This window comes from Prevotella sp. 20925_1_30, assembly GCF_041433025.1.
Lineage (GTDB): Bacteria > Bacteroidota > Bacteroidia > Bacteroidales > Bacteroidaceae > Prevotella > Prevotella vespertina.
Window position 1 is genome coordinate 68,647 of record NZ_JAPWAR010000011.1, and the last position, 23,034, is coordinate 91,680.

Annotated in this window: 19 protein-coding genes; 6 read left to right on the forward strand and 13 right to left on the reverse strand. The window is 41.0% G+C overall.

Annotated features, from left to right (window positions below; all coding sequences use genetic code 11):
- Positions 1 to 15: 15 nt before the first annotated feature.
- From O3603_RS06620 to O3603_RS06635, 4 genes are all read right to left on the reverse strand, one after another.
- On the reverse strand, positions 16 to 828 hold the full coding sequence (locus tag O3603_RS06620; protein ID WP_371521656.1) for an SGNH/GDSL hydrolase family protein: 813 nt from the start codon (positions 826 to 828) through the stop codon (positions 16 to 18).
- 52 nt (positions 829 to 880) lie between these two features.
- Positions 881 to 2,410, reverse strand: a complete 1,530-nt coding sequence (locus tag O3603_RS06625) for a dehydrogenase (protein WP_371521658.1) — start codon at positions 2,408 to 2,410, stop codon at positions 881 to 883.
- Positions 2,411 to 2,446: 36 nt separating this feature from the next.
- Entirely contained in the window at positions 2,447 to 3,256 is an 810-nt protein-coding gene (locus tag O3603_RS06630) for a phospholipase (protein WP_371521660.1), read from the reverse strand.
- Between the two features lie 226 nt (positions 3,257 to 3,482).
- Positions 3,483 to 4,565 (reverse strand): OmpA family protein, encoded by a 1,083-nt coding sequence (locus O3603_RS06635; protein WP_371521662.1) that lies wholly within the window; start codon positions 4,563 to 4,565, stop codon positions 3,483 to 3,485.
- Positions 4,566 to 4,963: 398 nt separating this feature from the next.
- Here O3603_RS06635 and O3603_RS06640 point away from each other — a divergent pair, with 398 nt between their 5' ends.
- The 4 genes from O3603_RS06640 to O3603_RS06655 all read left to right on the forward strand — a co-directional run bounded on the left by O3603_RS06640 (position 4,964) and on the right by O3603_RS06655 (position 7,928).
- Positions 4,964 to 5,179 carry a hypothetical protein gene (locus O3603_RS06640; protein WP_371521683.1) on the forward strand — a complete coding sequence of 72 codons (216 nt, stop codon included), beginning with the start codon at positions 4,964 to 4,966 and terminating at the stop codon, positions 5,177 to 5,179.
- A 190-nt stretch (positions 5,180 to 5,369) separates the two neighbouring features.
- The gene (locus O3603_RS06645; RefSeq protein WP_371521664.1) at positions 5,370 to 6,749 is read left to right on the forward strand and encodes a hypothetical protein; all 1,380 of its coding nucleotides are present in this window, start codon (positions 5,370 to 5,372) and stop codon (positions 6,747 to 6,749) included.
- Positions 6,750 to 6,768: 19 nt separating this feature from the next.
- The gene (locus O3603_RS06650) at positions 6,769 to 6,972 is read left to right on the forward strand and encodes a hypothetical protein (protein ID WP_371521666.1); all 204 of its coding nucleotides are present in this window, start codon (positions 6,769 to 6,771) and stop codon (positions 6,970 to 6,972) included.
- 509 nt (positions 6,973 to 7,481) lie between these two features.
- Complete coding sequence (locus O3603_RS06655; protein WP_371521668.1) at positions 7,482 to 7,928, forward strand: DNA-binding domain-containing protein; 447 nt, start codon at positions 7,482 to 7,484, stop codon at positions 7,926 to 7,928.
- Between the two features lie 396 nt (positions 7,929 to 8,324).
- On the opposite strand, the gene cysK is transcribed toward O3603_RS06655, so the two are convergent.
- On the reverse strand, positions 8,325 to 9,272 hold the full coding sequence (cysK, locus tag O3603_RS06660) for a cysteine synthase A (protein WP_371521670.1): 948 nt from the start codon (positions 9,270 to 9,272) through the stop codon (positions 8,325 to 8,327).
- Positions 9,273 to 9,516: 244 nt separating this feature from the next.
- Between cysK and O3603_RS06665 the strand changes: the two genes are divergently transcribed.
- Complete coding sequence (locus O3603_RS06665) at positions 9,517 to 10,335, forward strand: AAA family ATPase (protein WP_314573053.1); 819 nt, start codon at positions 9,517 to 9,519, stop codon at positions 10,333 to 10,335.
- 20 nt (positions 10,336 to 10,355) lie between these two features.
- Positions 10,356 to 11,378 (forward strand): DUF4435 domain-containing protein, encoded by a 1,023-nt coding sequence (locus O3603_RS06670; RefSeq protein WP_371521672.1) that lies wholly within the window; start codon positions 10,356 to 10,358, stop codon positions 11,376 to 11,378.
- A 67-nt stretch (positions 11,379 to 11,445) separates the two neighbouring features.
- Here the strand turns inward: O3603_RS06670 and O3603_RS06675 are convergent, their stop codons facing one another.
- The 8 genes from O3603_RS06675 to O3603_RS06710 form a co-directional block, all read right to left on the reverse strand.
- On the reverse strand, positions 11,446 to 12,063 hold the full coding sequence (locus O3603_RS06675) for a DUF4840 domain-containing protein (protein WP_155716444.1): 618 nt from the start codon (positions 12,061 to 12,063) through the stop codon (positions 11,446 to 11,448).
- 326 nt (positions 12,064 to 12,389) lie between these two features.
- Positions 12,390 to 13,847: a TrkH family potassium uptake protein gene (locus tag O3603_RS06680; RefSeq protein WP_009435156.1), complete on the reverse strand. Its 1,458-nt coding sequence runs from the start codon at positions 13,845 to 13,847 to the stop codon at positions 12,390 to 12,392.
- A gap of 2 nt (positions 13,848 to 13,849) precedes the next feature.
- Positions 13,850 to 15,190, reverse strand: a complete 1,341-nt coding sequence (trkA, locus tag O3603_RS06685; protein ID WP_371521675.1) for a Trk system potassium transporter TrkA — start codon at positions 15,188 to 15,190, stop codon at positions 13,850 to 13,852.
- A gap of 69 nt (positions 15,191 to 15,259) precedes the next feature.
- Complete coding sequence (gene dxs / locus O3603_RS06690) at positions 15,260 to 17,182, reverse strand: 1-deoxy-D-xylulose-5-phosphate synthase (protein WP_287317518.1); 1,923 nt, start codon at positions 17,180 to 17,182, stop codon at positions 15,260 to 15,262.
- A gap of 320 nt (positions 17,183 to 17,502) precedes the next feature.
- Positions 17,503 to 18,951 (reverse strand): MATE family efflux transporter, encoded by a 1,449-nt coding sequence (locus tag O3603_RS06695; RefSeq protein WP_371521677.1) that lies wholly within the window; start codon positions 18,949 to 18,951, stop codon positions 17,503 to 17,505.
- Positions 18,952 to 19,078: 127 nt separating this feature from the next.
- Positions 19,079 to 19,906 carry an alpha-1,2-fucosyltransferase gene (locus O3603_RS06700; RefSeq protein WP_371521679.1) on the reverse strand — a complete coding sequence of 276 codons (828 nt, stop codon included), beginning with the start codon at positions 19,904 to 19,906 and terminating at the stop codon, positions 19,079 to 19,081.
- 30 nt (positions 19,907 to 19,936) lie between these two features.
- Entirely contained in the window at positions 19,937 to 20,608 is a 672-nt protein-coding gene (locus O3603_RS06705; RefSeq protein ID WP_371521681.1) for an FKBP-type peptidyl-prolyl cis-trans isomerase, read from the reverse strand.
- A 91-nt stretch (positions 20,609 to 20,699) separates the two neighbouring features.
- Positions 20,700 to 22,247 carry a glycine--tRNA ligase gene (locus tag O3603_RS06710; protein ID WP_004382276.1) on the reverse strand — a complete coding sequence of 516 codons (1,548 nt, stop codon included), beginning with the start codon at positions 22,245 to 22,247 and terminating at the stop codon, positions 20,700 to 20,702.
- Positions 22,248 to 23,034: the final 787 nt, after the last annotated feature.

Consider the following 23,034-nt stretch of genomic DNA (forward strand, 5'->3'; position numbering starts at 1 on the left):
ATTACGAGATGATTTTTACTTCTTTATGAGTATGAACTTAAATTGAGAAACTATATACCTTCCTATTTTCTCAGCACCACGCACATTGGTGTGAGTACCATCGATGGTGTTTTGCTTTTGTTTTCTTTCTTGTAGAGGATTGATGAGTGAGGGTGTATCAAGGCGAATGACTGGTGCATTCAATCGTTTTCCACAATCTGCAATGACATTAGAAATGTTACTCACCATATCCTTTGAGGCACGAATTGTTAACATGGGAGTGACAAGAAAGACCTTACTCTGGGGTAATCGAGTATGTAGGAGTTCGCAATTATAACGCACAGCTGCAGCCAATGATAGCATTGGTTTCGTTTCAATAAGTGGTTTTGAAAAAACATCCTGCACACTTTCTTTTAAGAGAGAAGGACGTTGCTGATGAAACCAGGCATCATTTGTACCAGCCATAATAAAGATGTATTGGGGTGGTGCAAACTTCTTGCTTTCAACATCATTGATAAGTCGCAAAACTTGATTCCATATCACATTCTCATCTGAGAGTACCTCACTATAATTATTAACATCTGCCTTTGTACGTTCAGTATTCGACCATGTAGCACCGCTTCGGGCATAACTACGACAAGTCTCAGGCTGCAGAATGTTCTTAAACCAATAGCTCCAACTACGAGAATTAGTACAATCGTCGCCCCCACTCCATAAATTGGAATCACCCAAAAAGACAACACTCTTCACGCGCCCTTGTGTATTACTTGCTTTATAGGATGAGTTTAGAGCATAAACCAAACATAAGTTGGCAAATGCTAACAAAAGACTTATTAGAACTTTCTTCATTCAATAAATAGCTTTATATAATATGGCTTGATTACCTTAAAAAGTAAATATCCTATCTGATAATAAACTTATAGATTCCATTCTGACGAGACCCAACGACGGCAGTATTACCTATTGCTATAGGTGAAGACTCAAAGTTGCTTGCTACATGATGCTTATAGAGTAGTTCGCCATTCTTTGCCCTTATAAGATAGACTGTACCACCAGAATCACCAGTAAAGATAAACTGTTCGCCCTTTTCATTCATATATCCAATAGGCGATGACCATGCAAATTGATTCAAACGAGTTGTATAAACAATCTTTCCATCGGTGGTATTAAAGGCTACTAACTGACCTGATGACTTACCCTTCCCATCGGCTCCATTACGGCAGATATTGGCAAATATTAACCCATTCGCATCTCCTTTACCAAGCAAAGGGGTACAATACATTCCACCATCAAGTACTTTCTCCCCTATTTTTATTCGATTACAAGGAATCTTCTGTTCCCATATCTTTTCACCAGTTAAGCCATTAAGCTTAACAAAGTAACAAGTTCCACTCATTCCTTGTTTGTCTACTTCACAACCACAATATATATAAGGTGTATTGTTATCAACCTCACAGACGATTGTACCATCAATGTCATCATGGTTATCATAATACCAAACTGGCTTCATGGTGTTAAGGTTTACGCAGATAATACTACCATGATTATCACCAAACCAACCATAGTTACGATATACACATAGGCTATTTTCAATACCAGGAGCAGCCCCGTTAATTGTGTAACGCAATGCGCTGACAAGTTTCAAGTGCCCTTGCTTACGGCTATACTTGTATAAACTACCATCTTCACCAGGCCAGAAAAGATAGCCACCAACCTCGACTGGTGATGCATCTGATGCATACCAATGGCGTAGAGCACGTGGGTCATGATCAATAAATTGCGATACTCTTGTCTTATTCAAATCAATAACTAATCGTCCAATAGGTAGATGGTTAGGAATGCCCTGACCTATGTATAAGTTCTTGAAGAAAGGGTCAATAGAAGATGTTCCTTTAATCGCGTTATGTACATCTACAGATGGTCTTGATGCCTTACCAGTAGTAAAGTCTATGAAATAAGTGCGACTGCAAAGAGAGGAAAGGATGATTTCATTACTCTTACTAAGATACAATGGCTGTCCTGTCCAGCCACTTCCACCACCCCAGACACCAAAATGTGTGTGTTCTCGGTTATAGTAAGTATCAAATTTCCAAGCTATTTCTACAGTATCAGGAGTTCCCTTCACCATGCCACCAAAGTCCGCATTGCGCATTGGATTCTTACGGAATGTGAGAATATCTGCGCTTTCGTAATCAGAAATCTTACCTTTCAAAGGACTAGGAGTGCTATTTTCTTCATCTATAGACCACCTCAACATTTTAGCAGATACATACATGGTATCTGCTAAATAATGCTTTTCTATGAGTGTTCCCACAGCCATTGGGTCTGAAAGAGATTTATCAGACTTTATCGGTTTAGCCTCTTTACAAGAGGATATCAATAGCAACAATGATATAGAAGATATCATCTGCCAATAATTATAGGTTTTCATTTTATATTATTTTAGAGTCATGTTAAGTGGTATAGATTAATCATTATCGTACATTTGAGGTAGATTCTTAAGATTTTGATAGGTTGCTTTTATATCGTCCCAGGTAATATTGAAATCTTTATCTATAGTCTTTGGTTTGTCATTCAGAGAGTGGGTTATTAGCCAATCATAGGTTTTTTGAAGATAAAAAATGCGTGCTAAAACTCCGTGACTACCACCTTGTAACCAATCATAACGCAATAACTGGTCAAGATGATTAGCTTGTAAATAATTGACCACACGCTTTGATTCGTTTATAGAGATGGCTCTATCTGCCGTTCCATGCATAATCCAAAGAGGCACTTCACCAAGTCCACTCATATTCTTTAACGTCGTTCCACCACACAAAGCCATACCAGCTGCTATCTTATCGGGATAGGTTCCGACGAAATCCATTGTGCCATAACCACCAAGACTCATACCAAGAACATACACACGACTTGCATCTATGGAATAGTGAGACTTCATCCACTCCAATATATTATTTAGTTTTCTCGGACTCCATGGACCACCTGGATTCTGAGGAGCTACCACGAACATGGGAATAATCTTACCCTTGTCAATCGCATCCAAGACTCCATAACGTCTTACCTTATTTAAGTCATTCCCACAAAGACTAGCCCCATGTAGAAAGATGATAAGCGGTAAAGGATGTTTATTCTCCTTGTATTCATCAGGCGTATATATCCAAAAGTTATACCCGTCAGAAACAGCATTGTATTTCGTTTCAAACTGACCTTCTGGTCGAATCTGAGCCGATATATGCAATGTAAAAAATAGTATTATTATAGAAAAAATGTACTTCATCCTATATCATTCTATAATCTTATACAAACGCTTAAATTAATTAGTAAGTACCAGCAATACCTCTATTTAGTCTATTGCCAGCAAAATTACAAAGAAAAATTAACTTATAAATGACTTTTAAAAGGAAACTAATAGAAAAAAAGTAGGGATAAACCTCTATATGGTTTATCCCTACCTAATATTATTATCTAACGTTAGCTACAAAAGAGCTAATCTATTAGCTTGATTACTTAACGTAAACAACAGCCAAACGGTTAGATGTTACGCCCTGTACGCCTTGACCCTTAGCCTCGTCAACAACAACGCCACGACCCTGGAGATACTTAGCTACAACGTTTGCACGATTCTGAGAGAGACGATCGTTAAGATCCTTTGGACCCTCTGGAGAAGCTGTACCAATGATCTGTACGTGACGACCAGACTTAACAGCATCAAGTGCATTCTTTGCCTCATTTGTGAGATCGTACTTACCTTGAGCGAATGTTACAAATACCAAGTTGTCAATGCAAAGGGTCTGATTAGCCTGAGTTGGAACCTCCTTAACAACTTCCTTAACAACCTCCTTAATAACCTCCTTAGGCTTAGCATTCAACTGGTCACGGAGAGAGTTAATTTCATCGTTCAACTCACCAACATTCCAAACCTTGAAGTTGTGAGTACCATTAGAAGTCTTGAACTTATAGTTCAAACCAACGAAAAGACCAAGCTGAGCAGCCTGACGACCGAACTGGATAGCATCACCAGGACCATGTGTAAGGTTCCAGAGAACAGCTGGCTCTACATAAAGCTGCCAAGCTCTCTTCTCACCAAGGTTGTAAGCGAATGTAAGACCAGTCTTTGCTGTCAACTCTGTATCATCACCACCATTGGCAACACCAATAAGTTTCTTGTCACCGAAAGTAATCCAGTAACCTACACCTGCTTCTGCACCAACCTCGAAACGACGATCTGGATTGTACTCACAGAACAAGTTTGTGAAATTGATAGTACCATTCAAACCGAGGTTCACACCACGAACGATTGTGTGGCTATTAGCAAAACCTAAAGAACCTGTCTGCCAACGGTTATCACCGAAGAAAGTAAGACCTTCGAGGTTAGCACCATAAACTGGGCTAAATTGCTTACCTAACTTCAAACCTGCTGCAGCGTTAAGAGGAGCAAAGTGCTCGAAACTCATTGGGCCCATTACACCGCCTTCAACACCGAGATAGACGTTATCAAATGCCTTAGCCTTCTCATAAGCTACTTGAGCCTGCGTACTACTAATGCCCATTGCGAGCATTGAAAGTGCAATCAAAAACTTTTTCATAAAATGCTTAATATTAAAATGTATTGCTTTTAGCGACCTTTAATTCTAGGGTGCAAAGGTAGTACTTTTTTTGAATAGACCATATCTTTTTCTGAAAAATTATTGTTTTTCCCTAAAATATAGGCAGTTAATTACATTTTTAGGTTGTGTCACATTATATATAATTACGTCTAACAAAGATTCTTACTTTTAAATTTATCATTCAATATCGAAATTTTTTGAGATTATTCTCTACCAATTCCAGCACTCTTTAGTTTTAGACCTTGAGTTTATACCTTATAATATATGGCTTCCGTCTTCTAAACCACTTATTTTAATATTTATTCGCTTATTCTTTCGTCATTCCAAAGTTTCTTCTTACCTTTGCGCCCGTTGAGTGAGAATTAACCCAATTAATGATGATGTTACAAACAACGAATTTCAATCAAGCTAACGTTTGCGCCTTATATAATAAAGGTGTAAATGCACGTGCCATTGCGTTGGATTCTTTAACATCTAAAAGCGAGAAAAAGACAGCAAATAATTTGGTAGTTCCAAATATTTGTATACTCTCTCTCTCTCTCTCTCTCTCTCTCTCTCTCTCTCTCTCTCTCTCTCTAGTAGAGCAGACGTAAATTACACATTTTTTCTTCTCGCGTACGCGCGCGCGAAGCGTGCCGCAAACCCTGTAAACAAAGGACTTCTAGGAGTTTCCTTTGTTTGTTTTTTCATGTCTATCATTGAGAGGAAAAAAGAGCAAAATAAGAACGACTATTATTCAAGAAATAACAAACAAAATAACAAGTTTAATTCAAAACAAACAAAATGAAAACAAAGATTTATTCGCTTTTATTGCTTCTCTTAGGATTGCTACCAGGAAAACTATTTGCACAGTCATCCTTCACCTATACTGATAGCGAGGGCACTGTATGGGAATGTAATGTGTTGTCTGGAACTACAGCAGGCATTTCTGGTGTTGATGCAGCAGCTTCTCCTATGTTTTCGATTGTAGGTGGTTATACTAAGAACTATAATGGAGATGTTCTTCACATCCCATCAACAGTTAGTGATGGAACCAATACTTATACGGTAACAGAATTGTCTGAGTGTTTTCTTCTTTACGCAGAGAAACTTATTATTCCGGCTACTGTTATAGAAACAGGTTCTCTCCACCATATAACTCCACGAAGAATCGTACTAGAAACAGGAAGTCAGATGACTAGTCTCGGTCGTTTTGCCTATGTCTACGGTGCTGAATGGTACGATTATCGAACTCCTCTCTATTGTGACTTTACTGCTGCAACAATAACAGGTGCCGATAGTTATGGTTTTTACCAGGCTGCAGACAATGAGCTGTTCTTCCTTAATGCTGCATCAATTAATCCTGTTAAAGCTTTAAGTTCTTTTGTGAACCACCGCGAAACCATTAATGAAAACGATAACTGGATTCATGGTGGCGTTTGTGATCAGCTGACTGTAGCCGATGGCGAAGACTTCGAATCACCCTATAGCTTTACGGCGACAAAGGCTGACTACAAGCGCACGTTTGATAACGTTGCTGGTAAAGCTGTCAGCACCCTTTATTTACCTTATCCAACCGATCTCCCCAATGGCATGCGCGCCTACACATTGATAAGAAAAGGATTTGATGAAAACGGCGACAAGGCTTTCTGCTTTTCTCCTGTTCCAGCCGGCACGCGATTGGAAGCCTATAAGCCTTACTTGGTGCAGATAACCGATGGTGCGAGTCATACATTGCCAACAATGCACAATGTGACGGTTCCTGCAACGCCTGATATTGAGAGCACAGCCGTTATGGCGAGTGCCGATAGCGATTGGAAGTTCTATGGTACGACTTTGCGCATAAAGAACGACAAGGCGTATGCTAAGAAAGCTTATTACTTGAACGGTAACAAATGGTGGGCAGTGCAAAACGGCGTAACGAACGACTATATTGCTCCTTTCCGTTGCTTTATCAGTAGTCCGACAGGTGCCGTGCCAGCAAAGAGTTTCTTAATGGTGCTTGACGAAGAAGACAACAACACAACGGGTATTAAATCGCTCGAAAACAAAACAAATGAGGACATCAAGAGCGGAAAATATCCTTTCTATTCTGTTGACGGCAAGTTGATGGGTAACGATTATAATACGCTCGAAAGCGGTCAGATTTACATCGTGAACGGAAAGAAATTTTATAAGATTTAATCAAATGGAGTTACAAACAATGAAAAAGAAAACCTATAATGCCCCACAATGCACCGCTGTGCAAATGAATGTTGAGAACTTTATTTGTCTATCCATCCCTATTGGATCTACTCCTGGTCCCGGCGGTGGCGGACAAGCAAAGGCTAATTATTTCTTTGAGGAAGAAGATGAATCTGCTTCTGATTTTTCGGAATCTGATTCGGAGGAATCAAAGGGGAATTAAGACGCATTTAAACGACTGATAAGAAACGCAGAAAATTGTTTGCGAACTATTTTTATGCCTCTTATTTATGGTATCGAATTCGTAAAGCACGGGTGTCGGACTTGTAGACTACGGGTGTCAGATTCGTGGGGCACGAGTCCAACACCCGTGCCCCACGAAAGTACATTTCGTTGATGTTAACAGTTCTGACTTAAAAGTTAGAAAGAAGCTCGTATGATATTGGAAGAAAATTTATATGCTGTTCCCCGTAAATTTCTAACGTGTTTACGATTCTCGGGGAACGTGTTAGAAGAAAATTTCTAACGTGTTAGAAATTTATGGGGAACAGGTTGGAAAATTATCGCAAAGCTGATGGAAATAGAACGCAATCGTAATGCCTTCGAAATTGGAGGCTGTTTGGACTGAAGGTTCGGGCTGAAGAGTGTTTATTTCCATCGGTTTTAAAATAATGACAAACAAGAATGCTGCAAGGTGCAGCACATTAATAATAACTAAAAATAAAATAAGTCATGAAAATTAAACTAGTAAAAAGAAGTAAGCCAGGCGCAAAGGATGATGCCGGTAAGTTTTACGCAAATCCAGTGAATGTTGGTAAGAAAACGATGCACGATATAGCGAAGGATATTGCTGGGCGTTCGTCGTTGACACGTGGTGATATTGAGAACGTGCTTTTCAACTTCATAGACCAATTACCTAGTTACCTGCGCGATGGCTTTAGCGTGCAGTTGGGCGAGTTTGGTACGATGCGTTTGACATTATCAAGTACTGGTGCAGCGGACGAGAAATCCTTTAAGACTGAAACCATCAAGCCTCGAGTAACGTTTACGCCAGGTGTGGAGTTGAAAGCTGCCTTGCGCGATAACTCATACGAGACGCCGAAGAAGAAGAAAGAAAGCCCCGACCCCTCTCCAAAGGGAGAGGGGAGTGAAGAGCACACTGGGCCACAGGTAGGGTGAGTAAGGATATGTGCCACGGGGGCATTTATTAGATTGATTCAGGGTATCAATCGTTCTGTAATAAGACAACTCGATTATATTAATTGTGAAATTAATGTCTTTCAAAACTAGTGTATTAATTTGGTTCTCTCGATCCCGTGGTCACGTATCCCCTCCGATCCCATCTCCAAACCAACTATCACCCATCAACTGGAAGTAATGAAGATGGTAATATTGGGAAGAGATGTAACGCAGCAAAAGCTGTTTTGGCAAGGATAAAGATGTAGAAATAAAATAGGGACAGACAAGAGTGTCTGTCCCTATTTGCTTGATAAAGCTTTATCAGAATTGAATGATGACTTGTTTTTAAATAAAGATTTTACTCACTAAGTGTTCTTATGTTGTGCTGTCTCTTTCTTACAAGGGATATTCCTCAAAAGCATATAATACCGTTGAGAGATAACGCTCGCCCGTATCTGGAAGCAAAGTAACGATTCTCTTACCCTTATTCTCGGGGCGTTTTGCAAGCTCACTTGCCGCAAAGACTGCTGCACCTGATGATATACCAACCAATAAGCCTTCGCTCTGTGCCAACTGACGACCCGTGAGTATCGCTTCGTCATTATCGACTTGGAAGATTTCATCAACGTACTTGCTGTTGTATGTAGAAGGTATAAAACCAGCGCCAATGCCCTGTATCTTGTGCGGACCACTTTGTCCGCCGCTTAGTACGGGGGATGTTGTTGGCTCCACAGCAACAACCTTTACATTCGGATTCTGCTCCTTCAAATACTTGCCAACACCGCTTATTGTACCACCAGTTCCTACACCGGCAACGAAGATATCGACCGCTCCGTCCGTATCACGCCATATCTCTTTACCAGTTGTCGCATAGTGTTTCTGCGGATTAGCTTGGTTCTCGAACTGCTGAAGAATAATACTTCCTGGAATCGAATCGCGCAATTCCTCTGCTGCTTTGATAGCCCCTTTCATACCCTCTTTACCGCTCGTCAACTTCACAGTAGCACCATAAGCCTTCACAAGGTTACGGCGTTCTATGCTCATTGTTTCTGGCATAGTAAGGATGAGTTTATAGCCCTTCACTGCTGCTACTAACGCCAAACCAACTCCCGTGTTACCACTCGTTGGCTCGATGATAGTGGCTCCTGGCTTCAGAAGTCCTTTATCTTCTGCATCCTCAATCATCGCCAGTGCAACACGATCTTTGACGCTTCCACCAGGGTTAAACGATTCTATCTTTGCTATAATTGGCTGCTCAAGTCCTTTCAAAGAAGAGAACTTATTTAATTCCAACAAGGGTGTATTCCCAATCAATTCAGTGAGTTTCTTTGCAATCTTTGTCATATCCGTTACCTTTAATTATTTGTTTCATCTACCAATCAAAACACTTATCATCGCAAGTTCTAAGTGTTTTGTTTCTTTTTCACAGGTGCAAAGGTACGGAGAAACATTGGTCTTTAAAATACTCACTTTGTGTTATTTCGCATACCACAATTATGGTATTTACGTTAAAAAGAGCCTTTTCTATCGTCAAACAGATAAAAAGCACTATATTTGCGATAGTGTTATAATACTACAAGAAAGCCTTATGCAGAAATATGCCAATTACATAGAAGAGATTGAAATCGACTCCCTTTGGAGTGGAAAGAAGCACATTCGATGGACATTAGATCGGCAAGTTAATATCTTAAGTGGTATCAATGGCGTAGGAAAGAGTACCATTATAAATAAGGTGGTACGCTCTTTTTCACAAGGCGGAGAGTTCCCCAGTCATCTACTGAAGGGCGTTCGGTTGAAAGTGAACCCTTCCGATGCCAAATGGATACGCTATGATATTATCCGTTCGTTCGATCGCCCGCTGTTAAATTCGGATAGTGTTAGTAAGATGGATGGCAATCTTTCCACCGAATTAGACTGGCAGCTCTTTCAGTTGCAACGCAAGTATCTGGATTACCAAGTGAACATTGGCAACCGAATCATTGCTACTCTACAGAGTGGAAAACTTCATGCTGCGGAAGAGGCACAGCGCATCTCCCTACCCAAAAAGCGATTCCAAGATATGATAGACGACCTCTTCACCGAAACAGGAAAGACTATCATTCGCACGGAGAATGAGATTCGTTTCTCACAGATAGGCGAAACGCTCTATCCTTATCAGCTCTCAAGCGGAGAGAAACAGATATTGGTTATCCTCTTGACAGTGCTCGTTGAAGATAATAAACCATACGTTCTCTTTATGGACGAACCTGAAGTTAGCCTGCACGTAGACTGGCAGAAACGACTAATTGACCTCATTCTCGAACTGAATCCCAATGTTCAAATCATCCTAAGTACGCATAGTCCGGCTGTGATAATGAATGGTTGGATAGACCGAGTAACGGAAGTTTCGGATATTACTGACAAATAATAGCAAGGGAAGGAGGCACTATGAGCAGACGACTCTGCGACAATCTATCATCGGCATACATCAATGCTGCCAATCAACTTAATGGTAAGCATGCACGCAGAAAGATTATTGCATACGTCGAGGCATACGATGATATCTTCTTTTGGAGGACGGTGTTAAGTGGCTTCGAAAGCAATGATCGCTTCTTTGAAGTTATGCTTCCGTCACGCTTGAACCTAACGAAAGGGAAGAAGTCGGTGCTTATGAACCTTATTGCAAATCAAATGGGAGAGAACATGATAGCCTGTGTTGATGCGGATTATGACTATCTTTTACAAGGTAAAACAGCTACTTCTACACAAGTCATCACTAACCCTTACGTCTTTCATACCTATGCTTATGCCATCGAAAACCTACAGTGTTACGCCCAAAGTCTGCATGATGTGAGCGTAGCTGTAGCCCTTAACGACCACGCCATATTTGACTTTGAATCCTTCCTAAGCCAATATAGCGAGATAATCTATCCTCTCTTTGTTTGGAATATATGGACTTATAGACACCAAAAGTACCGCCAATTCACTATAACCGACTTCAATAGAGTTATCGAAATAGGGCACTTTTCTATCTATAATGCTGCTGAATCCTTACAAAGACTGCATTATAAGGTACAAAGGAAGATACGCCAATTACAAAAGGAGTACCCTTATGCAAAGGAGGATTACCTACAACTAAAGAGAGAGCTAAGCACACTTGGCGTTACACCTACTACCACCTATTTATATATACAAGGGCATCATCTCTTCGACAATGTTGTTGTTCCCATCCTTAAACGTGTCTGCGACCAACTCATCAGAGAGCGAGAAGAGGAGATAAATCGCAATGCGGTGCATGATACGCAGCGTAGGAATGAGTTATCGAGTTACAGTCATAGCGTTGAAGCTATCGTTTCCATGTTGAGAAGGAACGTAGGTTACAGAAACGCAGAACCTTTCAGAAAACTGCAAGAAGATGTTAGATTGTTCTTAGAAAAGCAATCAACACAAGAAGAAATAACCAACAATTAAGACGGTTGTATCATCCTTGACACAACCGCCTTACACTTATCTAATACCTAAAAGATACTTCTCCGTATCAGTTTGTATGTAAGATATAAATGTTACCAGCACGATAAACATCATCTTTCAGTACTTTATCAACATAGATACCATTCTCTATCAAGCGAATACCCATGCGCTTTGTCGAAGGATCAAACTTACCTATTGTCGACTCATTCCATATAAATCTCACCCCTATCTGATGGCTTGCACCATCATAAGTAAGGTTTCCTAAATCAGCAAGGAGTGGTACAATGTAAAATCCCGTAGCTGATGGTCGTGCCTGTCGAATACTTATCTTAAAGTTTAAGTCTTGTGCAGGTAAGGCCTCAATAGCCTGCTTTAAGCTCACATTCGTAACACTCTTAGCAAGGAACTTAGTAGGGAAATGCTTTATAAGTAGGGTTGTATCTGATGTTATCTCCCAGTTAGAAGCGATTGAATCATCCTTCTTCCAACCACCATATTGTTCATCAAAAGCATAGCAAATGAGCTTTCCTTGATAGTTACCTTTCATAACATTAAAGGCTGCATCTATCTCCGCCTGTGTTGGAAGTTGGCGTCTCACACTATCTTCACCATCGCCAAGACAAGATGTTAAAGACACTGCCGTAAGGAGCACAAATAGTAACAGTAATAGTTTATTCTTCTTCATTGTATTACGTTTTAATTAGTTTTTTCATATCAAAAATACCGCTGACAAATTTACACATTCATTATCGATTACAGCACAAAATACTGTTAAATTAAATGCAAAAGATGATTTCCTTTTCCTACAAAAAGCCTCAACTGTACACGAAATAAACATCAGAGGCAATAGACACACGTAAGTTCTAAAAACAAAGAGAGCCTCTCTTCATATCAAAGAGAGGCTTTCTTCGTATCGAAGAAACGCCTTCTTGAAATGGAAAAGGGCGTTTCCTGATTAGTTCCCGTTAGGAGGTTCTCCTCTTAAAAGAGGCTAAGAGGAGGATAAAAGCACTAATTCTTCTTCCAAAAAGCAGGTGTGAAGAGAACGAGAACAGTGAATAACTCCAGTCGACCAACAAGCATTAAGAACGAACAAATCCACTTTGCAAAGTCGGGAAGTTGCGCCCATGACATCGTAGGACCAATCTCCATACCTAGCGTCGGACCGACATTTCCAAGACAACTTAACGTGATGGTGATAGCGTTAGTATTGTCAATTCCTAGGGCAATCATCGTGAATGCACAGAAAAGAGTTAGGATGAGATAGAGCCCAACAAAGCCTAGTAAGGTTACACGTTTCGATTGCGAGATATTGACACCATCGATCTTCATGGGTAGAACAGCATTCGGATGGAGGATCTGACGGAACTCATTTCGAACTACTTTAAGCAACATCACACCTCGAATACTCTTCAGTCCGCCACTCGTCGAACCTGAACATCCACCGAAGAACATACACGCTGCAAGTACAACCCACGTCACATGAGGCCACTTACCAGCGTCATCACTAAAGAGACCAGTCGTTGTGATGAACGAAACAACTTGGAAGATGGCACTGCGGAAAGCGTGTTCTATGTCGTAGTGATTACGCCAAACGAGTTCGAAAGTGATGAAGATTGCAAAGGAAAGAACCATGATAGTATAGAAACGGAACTCACTGTTCTTAAAGAGTTTCTTAATATCCATCCCTATAACTGATGCATATAATAAGGTGAAGTTTACGCCTGAAAGGAAACAAAACAATGCACTGACATATTCCTCCGCAGGCGAGTGGAAGGTCATAATTGAGCCACTCTCCGTAGCGAAACCACCTGTTGCTGTACTCGTCATAGAATAGTTGAAGGCATCAAACCAGCCCATTCCACAAACCTTATAACTAAGGATGCAGGCGACAGTTAACACTAAATAGACCATCCAAATCCACTTAGCACTGGTGCTGATACGCGGATGTAACTTACTCTTAATAGGTCCTGTTGCCTCTGCAGCAAACACCTTTACCGACCCACCCACTAGAGAAGGAAGGATGGCAACAGTAAAGAACACGATACCTAAACCACCTATCCATTGTGTCAACGAACGCCAGAAGAGTAAGCCTTTCGGTAGTTTCTCGGGGAAGTCGAGGATAGTTGCTCCAGTGGTTGTGAAGCCTGATATAGCCTCAAAGAAAGCGTCAGTAAAACTAGGAATATAGCCACTGATCATGGAAGGAAGCGTGCCATAGAGGGTGAAAAGTATCCATGATATGGTCACAACAAAGTAAGCATCGCGACGTCCTAATAGGTTATCTGCATTGCGCCCAAGGATTCGGAAGATGAATCCAGAGCCTACTGTGATTAAGATACTCCACACAAATGGTAGTATATCATCGCCCTGATACCATATAGAAACAAAGAGGCAACACAGCAACAACACTCCCTCTATCCACAAGAGAGAGCCCAGAATCTTGGATATAAGTTTCAGATTCAACATAATCACATAAATAGTTTCTCTACCTTCTTCATATCTACATTGTAACAGAAGACCACTACTGAGTCACCAGCCTCAATCTGCGTGTTACCCGAAACGAGCATTCCTTCTCCATTCCTAACCAATCCGCCGATGGTAACTCCACGTGGTAAGTTGAGTTCGCGGACTACTTTTCGTGTGATCTTAGCGTCTGGGCTGGGTACAAACTCAGCCACATCAGCATTAACAGACATAAGGAATTTGATGTTCTCAACGTTTGCATCCAACATCATCTGGTATATATGACTGGCTGCAACAGCCTTTTTATTAATAATAGTACCAATGTCTAGGCTTTCAGCAGTACCCACATAATCAAAGTTCTCGACGGCAGCTACAGTCTTGCGAACGCCCATTCGCTTTGCAGTTAGACAAGCAAGAATATTCGTTTCAGCGTTCGATGTCAATGAAACAAAGGCTTGTGTGTTACGGATACCCTCCTCTTGCAGTAATCCAATATCACGTCCGTCACCATTGATAACGAGCGTGTCTTCATCCAAGATATTGTTTAACTCTTCGCAACGCATTGGGTCTTGCTCTATGATCTTGGCGTGCATATACTCTGGCAACATCCTCACTGCACGTGCAGCCGTCTTACCTCCTCCCATGAAGATAACGTTTTGCACGTCAACATAATGCTCCTTTCCCACTATCTTGCGCACGTATGGTATATATTGCTTAGTGGTCATGAAGTAAGCAAGGTCATATAGTTGTAAGGTATCATTACCACCTGGTATAATCGTCTCATCGTTGTGCTTGATAGCAACTACATGGTAAGGATCATCCGGACCACTGATCTCTTTCAATGGACGATCAAGTATTTCACAACTCTCCCGCAGCTTAATACCTAACATGACCAACGCTCCATCATGCACATCCCAACGCTGACGTACCCATGACATCTTCAATCCATTGATGATGTCTTTAGCGGCTAGAAGCTCTGGATAAATTATGCTGCTCACTCCCATCTGATGGAAGAGTTCTTGATTAGAAGGCTCTACATACTCCGGATTATCTACACGAGCAACGGTCTTCTTAGCCCCTAATTGATGTGCAAGAACGCATGCCGCAATATTCTTCGACTCGTCTGGTGTAACCGCAATAAACAAGTCGGCATCTTCAGCCCCAGCCTCTTTAAGATTCTTGATACTGGTTGTTGAGCCTTCCATCGTTAGTAGATCAGCCTCGTTACTAATCTTCTCTAGGTTCTCCGAGCACTCATCCATGAGCACAATGTCTTGCTTGTTACGTGAGAGGAGTCTAGCTAGATAAGAGCCAATAGTATATGCTCCTGATATGATAATCTTCATGTTTTATGCTTTAACTTGTCTGTCTTTGTAAGTCTTTTAACCACCTTCTCTTATATAGATAAGGGTTCACTATGCCTCAACGGAAGTCAGTTGTTTCTTTATTCCATCAATATCTATACCGCAAAGAGCACGCAACTGTTCAACTGTTCCCTGCTCTACAAAGTGGTCGGGCATACCCATTCGGGTTATATGAGGTGTATATCCATGATCGCTCATCCACTCTGTTACGGCAGTACCTAAGCCTCCGTCACGCACCCCATCTTCGATAGTTATAATGCGAGAAAAGCGTTCGGCAACCTCTTGAAGAATGGTCTCATCCAATGGTTTCAAGAATCTCATATCATAATGCGCAATACTAGGACAATGCTCTTGAGTCGATGGTGAGTTGGCTGACTCGATGATGTTTATAGCCTTCTCTACGTCATTTCCAATCGGACCAATGCTCAACACGGCTACATCCCAACCATCGTGCAGACGCCTACCCGTACCTACTTTAATTTCAGTCAACGGACATTCCCAGTCCGTAAGCACACCTTTTCCTCGTGGATAACGTATCACAAAAGAGCCTTTACCTGGTAGTTGGGCTGTGTACATCAGCCTTCTTAACTCGTGTTCATCCATTGGTGAGGAAATAGTTAGGTTGGGGATAGGGCGCAAGAAAGCCATATCAAAGGCTCCATGATGCGTCGCACCATCCTCACCCACTAGTCCGGCTCTATCCAAACAGAGCACAACTGGCAGATTGAGGATTGCCATATCGTGGATAATACTATCGTAAGCTCGTTGAGAGAAAGCACTATAAATATTGCAAAAAGGTTGTAACCCATCCTTCGCCATACCAGCAGAGAAGGTTACAGCATGCGCCTCGGCAATACCTACATCGAATGTTCTTTCGGGCATATCCTTCATCATGATATTCATCGAACAACCTGTTGGCATGGCTGGCGTAACGCCTACAATGCGTGGATTCTTGCGTGCTAACTCTAAGAGAGTATTACCGAATACGTCTTGAAACTTGGGTGGTTCGTTATGCGACTCATGTATGATTCGCTTGCCAGTCTTTGGGTCGAACTTACCCGGAGCATGCCATACTACGGCACTCTTCTCGGCTGGTTCGTATCCTTTACCCTTCTTCGTATGTAAGTGAAGGAGCTTAGGTCCCTTCATATCCTTCAGTTGTCTTAGGATGCGAACAAGCTCTCCTACATCATTACCATCAAATGGTCCGAAGTACCGAATATTCATCCCTTCGAATATATTCTGTTGATGTGCAAGAGCCGATTTAAGGGCATTGTTCAATCGAAGTAAGCCTTTTCTCCGATCCTCATTCAATAGTCCTTTGGCATGTAACCACTGCGATGCTTTAAAGCGAAGACGGTTATAAGTCTCGTTGGTATCTAGGTTTAATAGGTATTGCTCCATACCTCCTACAGCCCTATCAATCGACATGTCGTTATCGTTGAGGATAATCAATAGGTCATTAGGTTGGCTCGAAACATTATTCAAACCCTCGTAGGCTAGACCGCCACTCATCGCTCCGTCGCCTATAATGGCTACAACATGTCGATGCTGCTTAGTCAGTTTCGAGGCTACCGCCATACCCAAAGCTGCAGATATAGAGTTGGATGCGTGCCCACAAGTGAATGTATCATATTCACTCTCATAAGGCGATGGGAAAGGCATTAACCCACCTAGTTTACGATTATTGCAGAAGTTTTCACGCCTACCAGTCAGTATCTTATGCCCATAAGCCTGATGCCCAACGTCCCAAACAATGCGGTCTTCTGGAGTATTAAAGACATAGTGACAAGCCACAGTTATCTCTGTTGCACCAAGGCTCGAAGCCAAGTGTCCAGGGTTAACAGCTACTTCTTCTATGATGTCTTCACGCAGTTGTTGACATAACTTAGGCAACTGCTCTAAGCTAAGTTTACGTAAATCTGCGGGTGACTGTATCGTCTTTAAAAGGTCGAATCTATTATCGTTTAACATTATATAATAATGTGAATAGCGTTGCAAAGATACGCTAAATAGCCTAAAAAGCCAAATAAATTAGATGTAAACTAGTGGTTGGATGAAACTATAAGAGGATAAATTTACGCGCCATTAGCCCCATGTTTAAGTTGATAAAAACACTATTTCCCCCTCTTTTCATTCTATGAGAAGCTGATAGCGAAACACCATCTTCATTTGAAGAGGGCGTTTCCTTGATATAAGGAAAGCCTTTCTTCCATTCAAAGAGGGCGTCTCCTTGATTCAAAGAGGGCGTCTCTTCATTTTGAAAAGAATATTGGATAAACCATGATAACGTACTAACGACTTAATGTACTAACCATTTTCGCTTTTCCACGAAGGTGCATAAATAGATAGAGCAAGAACAGGATTCCACGGAAAGAAAGCTCAACAGCCATAGCAAACCATACGCCTTTCAATCCGTATTCACTGGCTAACGCATAGGCAAGAGTCAATCGGACGAGCCACATACAACCCAAGTTTATGAAAGAAGGTTTCAATGTATCGCCTGCTCCTACGCACACGCTATAGGCGACGATGGCTGCTGCAAAGAAGGGTTCGGCGAATGCTTCAATCCGAAGAACGGATGTTCCCAGAGCTTGTATATCGGCGACTGGCGATAATAAACTTATCATTTCGGGAGCGAAAATATACATGATTACACCCATGAATGCCATCACTAGCATTCCTAAGAATATGGTCATCCATGCGAAACTACGATGCAGATCACGCCTGCCTGCCCCTACGCTCTGTCCAACGAGAGTGGTTGCAGCCTCACTAATACCATAGCCTGGCATATAACAAAGACTTTCGGCTGTGATTGCAAACGAATGGGCAGCTATCGAAACATTGCCCAATGGAGCGACAATCATCGTTGATACGAGTTGAGCACCATTCATCAAGAGATATTGCAAAGCCATAGGACTACCTATCTTCATCGCATTCCAAATGTATTGCCAACGCCACACAAAGCGTTCAACATCCAACTTCCACGCAAGGATTGGACTACGGAATATGGCGTAATAAGCCAATGGTAATGCAACAGCAATAAATGCTAATAGACTTCCGAAGGCTGCTCCTGCAACGCCAACACCCCATCCTGGCACTGTTACTTGTAGCCCAAGTAGGGTGATGTCATGCGTTGGGAAGATGAAGAAGTAATTGAAGATTACATCCAAGACACACATCAGTATCGCCATTAAACTGGGGCGTCGCATATCGCCAGAAACCTTTAGCATGGAGGCTGACATTACCTCCAGAAGGTGGAAAGGAATGATGAAAGAGAAGATAAGAAAGTAAGTAGACGCATCGTGCTGAATATCCTTTCCGCCCCTTAACCATATAGGGAGATAAGGTGCAATAAGCACTGTAACAAGCAGAAAACATAATGCAAAACAGAGTCCAAAGGTATATCCGTGACGCATTACAGAGCGTGCTTTTGAGAAGTCTTTAGCACCTATGAAGTGAGCTGCCTGTACAGAGAATCCCATTGTAACAGCACCTATTAAAGAGAAGAAAAGCCATGTTGCGGGTTCTACAAGACCTATTGCCGCTGCTGGTTCTGCACCCAATGAGCCAACCATTCCAGCGTCAATATAGAACATCAAAACGGTTGTTATCTGTGCAAGAATCGACGGAATACTTAACTGAATGATAAGATTAAACTTCTCACTCATCGTCATCTCTTCTCCTTCTCGAATCTTTGAAAGAAGGGCATCGGCTATGTTTTTACTAAAGGAGATACGCACAACTAACGAACCTATATATTAAGAGTACTGCATATTGGTAAGGAAATAGTCTCTATCTACTTTATTTTCCTCTTCTTCTATTGCATTATACAAATAAGAGAGAGCACCATCTACAAAGAAGCAATCGCTATTCTGTATCAGAAGCCCGCTTTAATTCCATTTCTGTTATTGGTAACCACGTCTCAGGAAAGATATCTGGTGTAGACCAGTAGTACCAACGTTGTGGGTAAACAACGACCTTGTTAGGATTTGTATTTAGCATTGCTGCCCAAAAAGAAAAGGTACTATTTGCTATTATATTATGCCGACATTTCGACATAAGGAACATATCCTTCCAACTATCATTGCCATGGTGACAATCTACATAAACTGCATTAGGGATACACATGTTAGCTTTCACCCATGCAATATCATCTGAAAAGATAAAGAAACGAGGATTAGCTTCTTGCTTAAATATACGTTCTATTGCTATACGATAATAGTCTAACGGACAGAAAATACCAAACTTGTCAATATGTTCTTTCGACTGATAATCACCACGGCGGATGTGAACAGCAACAGCATTACTGCTCTCTATCATAGATAAAATAGCACTGGACTCTGTGGAAAGGGCGGGATCTCGGAAGTTGAACATCTTTGGTAAGTCAACTCCCTGCCAATACTTTTTATCCAACCAATAACCATTATAAAACACACTCTTTGATGTTTCCTCTTTTGATACGATACAGAAACGCTCACACAAGTAGGCTAACTTGCTAAGAGTATCAGTTAGAAAAGTATGAGGAGGGAGCTGAAGATCGAATATCTTATCCAACTGGAAGTCAGAATGAAAGCATAAAGAATGTGACCAATACGAGCCATAAACACTCTGAGGATATAGGTGAGATAGATATTGACTAAATACGTAGATAAACATCTGATTGCCTAATCCTCCTTGGAAGTTAACAATCTTCATCCTTTCACTATATTCTTTAGAAAGAGCACTCTAACGATCTTTTAGATTCTTCTCAACATGTGCGAAGTCTACTAATCGCACATCGAATATAAGCGTAGAATAGGCTGGAATCGTACCACCACCTGCCTTTACGGCACCATACCCCAACTGATAAGGGATGTAAATAACCCAATGGTCGCCTCTATGCATCTGCTGTAAGGCTGTGGCGAAACCGTCTACGACACCTCTTACTTCAAAGTGTGTTGGACGAGAGGTAAGCGCATTGAAGGTGTTAGACGACCATGATTTGTCGAAGATCAAACCAGCTGTATAGGTTGTTGATGATATCAAACGTCCCATATAGTGAACCGATGCATAATCGGTAAGAAGAGGACTTTTTGTCTCCGAGCCAGACTCTAATACATGTACAATGATATGATTCTCTGGCTTATAGCTCAGCTGTGCATTACCAACAGCATGCTGCCCGGCTAAGGTGTAATTCTTGATAATCTTCCAAGAAGTATCACCTCCCTTTATCTTCTGTTCTGTAGTTGTATAGAGCTTATTCCAATAGTTCTCGTTCGTAGTCTTCCAATTGGCAAACTCTTCAACATCGTCTTTATCCTCGGAACAAGACACAATACTCATTGAAGTAAGCAGTAATCCGCCTAAGCAAAGCATACTTACAACATGGCGAAAGAATGTTTTTATCGTTTTAGTCATAGCCTTTTTATATCAAAAAAGGTTAGTAGCACTTACTGAAACATCCATTGATAAGATGTTAAACAAGTAAGTTCTACTAACCTATCTCTTATTAATCAATATCAATCTTCTTCAATAGAGAAGTGATTGAAACACGATCTTCTATTATCTCACGGAGCTTCTCAACTGGCACACGTTCCTGCTTCATTGAGTCGCGATAACGCAGAGTAACGGTGTTATCATTCAATGTATCACCATCGACAGTCACGCAGAATGGAGTACCAATAGCGTCTTGGCGACGATAACGCTTACCTATTGAGTCCTTCGCCTCCATGTGCGTATTGAAGTGGAACTTCAGTTGGTTAACAATCTCTTGAGCCTTCTCTGGAAGTCCATCTTTGTTTACCAATGGGAGAACAGCACACTTAACAGGTGCTAAAGGCTCGGGGAGTTTCAATACAATACGGCTTGATCCATTCTCCAATGGTTCCTCTGTATAACTGTGACACATCACTGATAAGAACATACGATCTACTCCGATAGATGTCTCAACATCGTAAGGAACATAGTTCTCATTGCGCTCTGGATCGAAATACTTTATCTGTCTTCCCGAGAACTTCTCGTGTTGTGAAAGGTCAAAGTTGGTACGTGAGTGGATACCTTCAACCTCCTTGAAGCCGAATGGCATACGGAATTCAATGTCAGTAGCCGCATTGGCATAGTGAGCTAACTTCTCGTGATCATGGAAACGATAGTTATCGTCGCCCATACCTAAAGCCTCATGCCATGCCAAACGGTGCTTCTTCCAATACTCAAACCACTTCATCTCTGTTCCAGGTTGGCAGAAGAACTGCATCTCCATCTGCTCAAATTCACGCATACGGAACACGAATTGACGTGCTACTATCTCATTACGAAAGGCCTTACCTATCTGACAGATACCGAAAGGAAGCTTCATACGACCCGTCTTCTGAACGTTGAGGAAGTTTACAAAGATACCCTGTGCAGTCTCTGGACGTAGGTAGATTTTATTGGTTGCATCGGCAGATGCGCCCATTTCTGTTGAGAACATAAGGTTGAACTGACGCACATCTGTCCAGTTCTTTGTACCGCTGATTGGATCAACAATACCCTCATCAAGGATGATTTGTTTCAATGCTTCGAGATCAGGACCTTGCATTGCTTCGGTGTAACGAGCGTGCAATTCGTCACGTTTCTTTTGATGTTCTAAGACGCGAGGATTGGTTTCGCGGAACTTAACTTCATCAAAGTCTGCACCGAACTTCTTCGCTGCCTTTGCTACTTCCTTATCTATCTTCTCTTCGTATTTAGCTATCTGATCCTCAATAAGGTTATCTGCACGATAACGCTTCTTAGAGTCTCGGTTATCAATCAAAGGGTCGTTGAAGGCATCAACGTGACCACTTGCTTTCCATACAGTTGGGTGCATAAAGATAGAAGCATCAATACCTACAATATTGCTGTGAAGCAATACCATTGATTGCCACCAGTACTGTTTTATATTGTTCTTAAGCTCAACACCATTCTGACCATAGTCATATACGGCTGCTAAACCATCATAGATATCACTACTGGGGAATACAAAACCATACTCTTTACAGTGACTTACTATCTTCTTAAAAACGTCCTCTTGTGCCATAATTATCTTTTTATTCCTTATAAATTTGTCGCAAAGTTACATCTTTTTAGTCGAATAAGTTCATTAATAGCGTGAAACTTTATAAATCAAGACAAGAGTACAGATTACATTGCACAGACAAAGAGACATATTCTTGAAGACAAAGGAGCGATAATATATTTTATAGACACAATGACAGAGAGACATATTCTTTAATGACATATTTTTAAAGGCAAAGAAACGATAATATGTTTTGTAGACACAATGACAGAGAGACATATTCTTTAATGACATATTTTTAAAGGCAAAGAAAACGATAATATGTTTTGTAGACACAATGACAAAGAGACATATTCTTTTAATGACATATTCTTTAAGGCAAAGAAACGATAATATATTTTGTAGACACAATGACAGAAAGACATATTCTTTTAATGACATATTAAGACAGAAAACAGGGGAACATAAGACGATAGTAACATATTAATAGTAACATATTATATGTGGAAGGGAAACCAAATCCGTCAACGACGGATGATATGTCATTAAAAAAATATGTCTTTCTGTCATTGTGTCTTAGAATCATTGTGTCTTAGAATCATTTATCTATTACTAAACCAATCTATTCCTCTGTCTTTAAAGCCTTACTCTGTCTCTTTCTAGAGAAATTAAGTCGAATCTGTCTTTTTTTCTTTGGTTTCCTTTGCTGTTTTAATATCTTTTATTACTTTTGCAGCCGAAAGAAATAAACCCAATAATGATTCAAGCATTAAATATTCAAGCCACAACGAACAACGCCTTATATAAT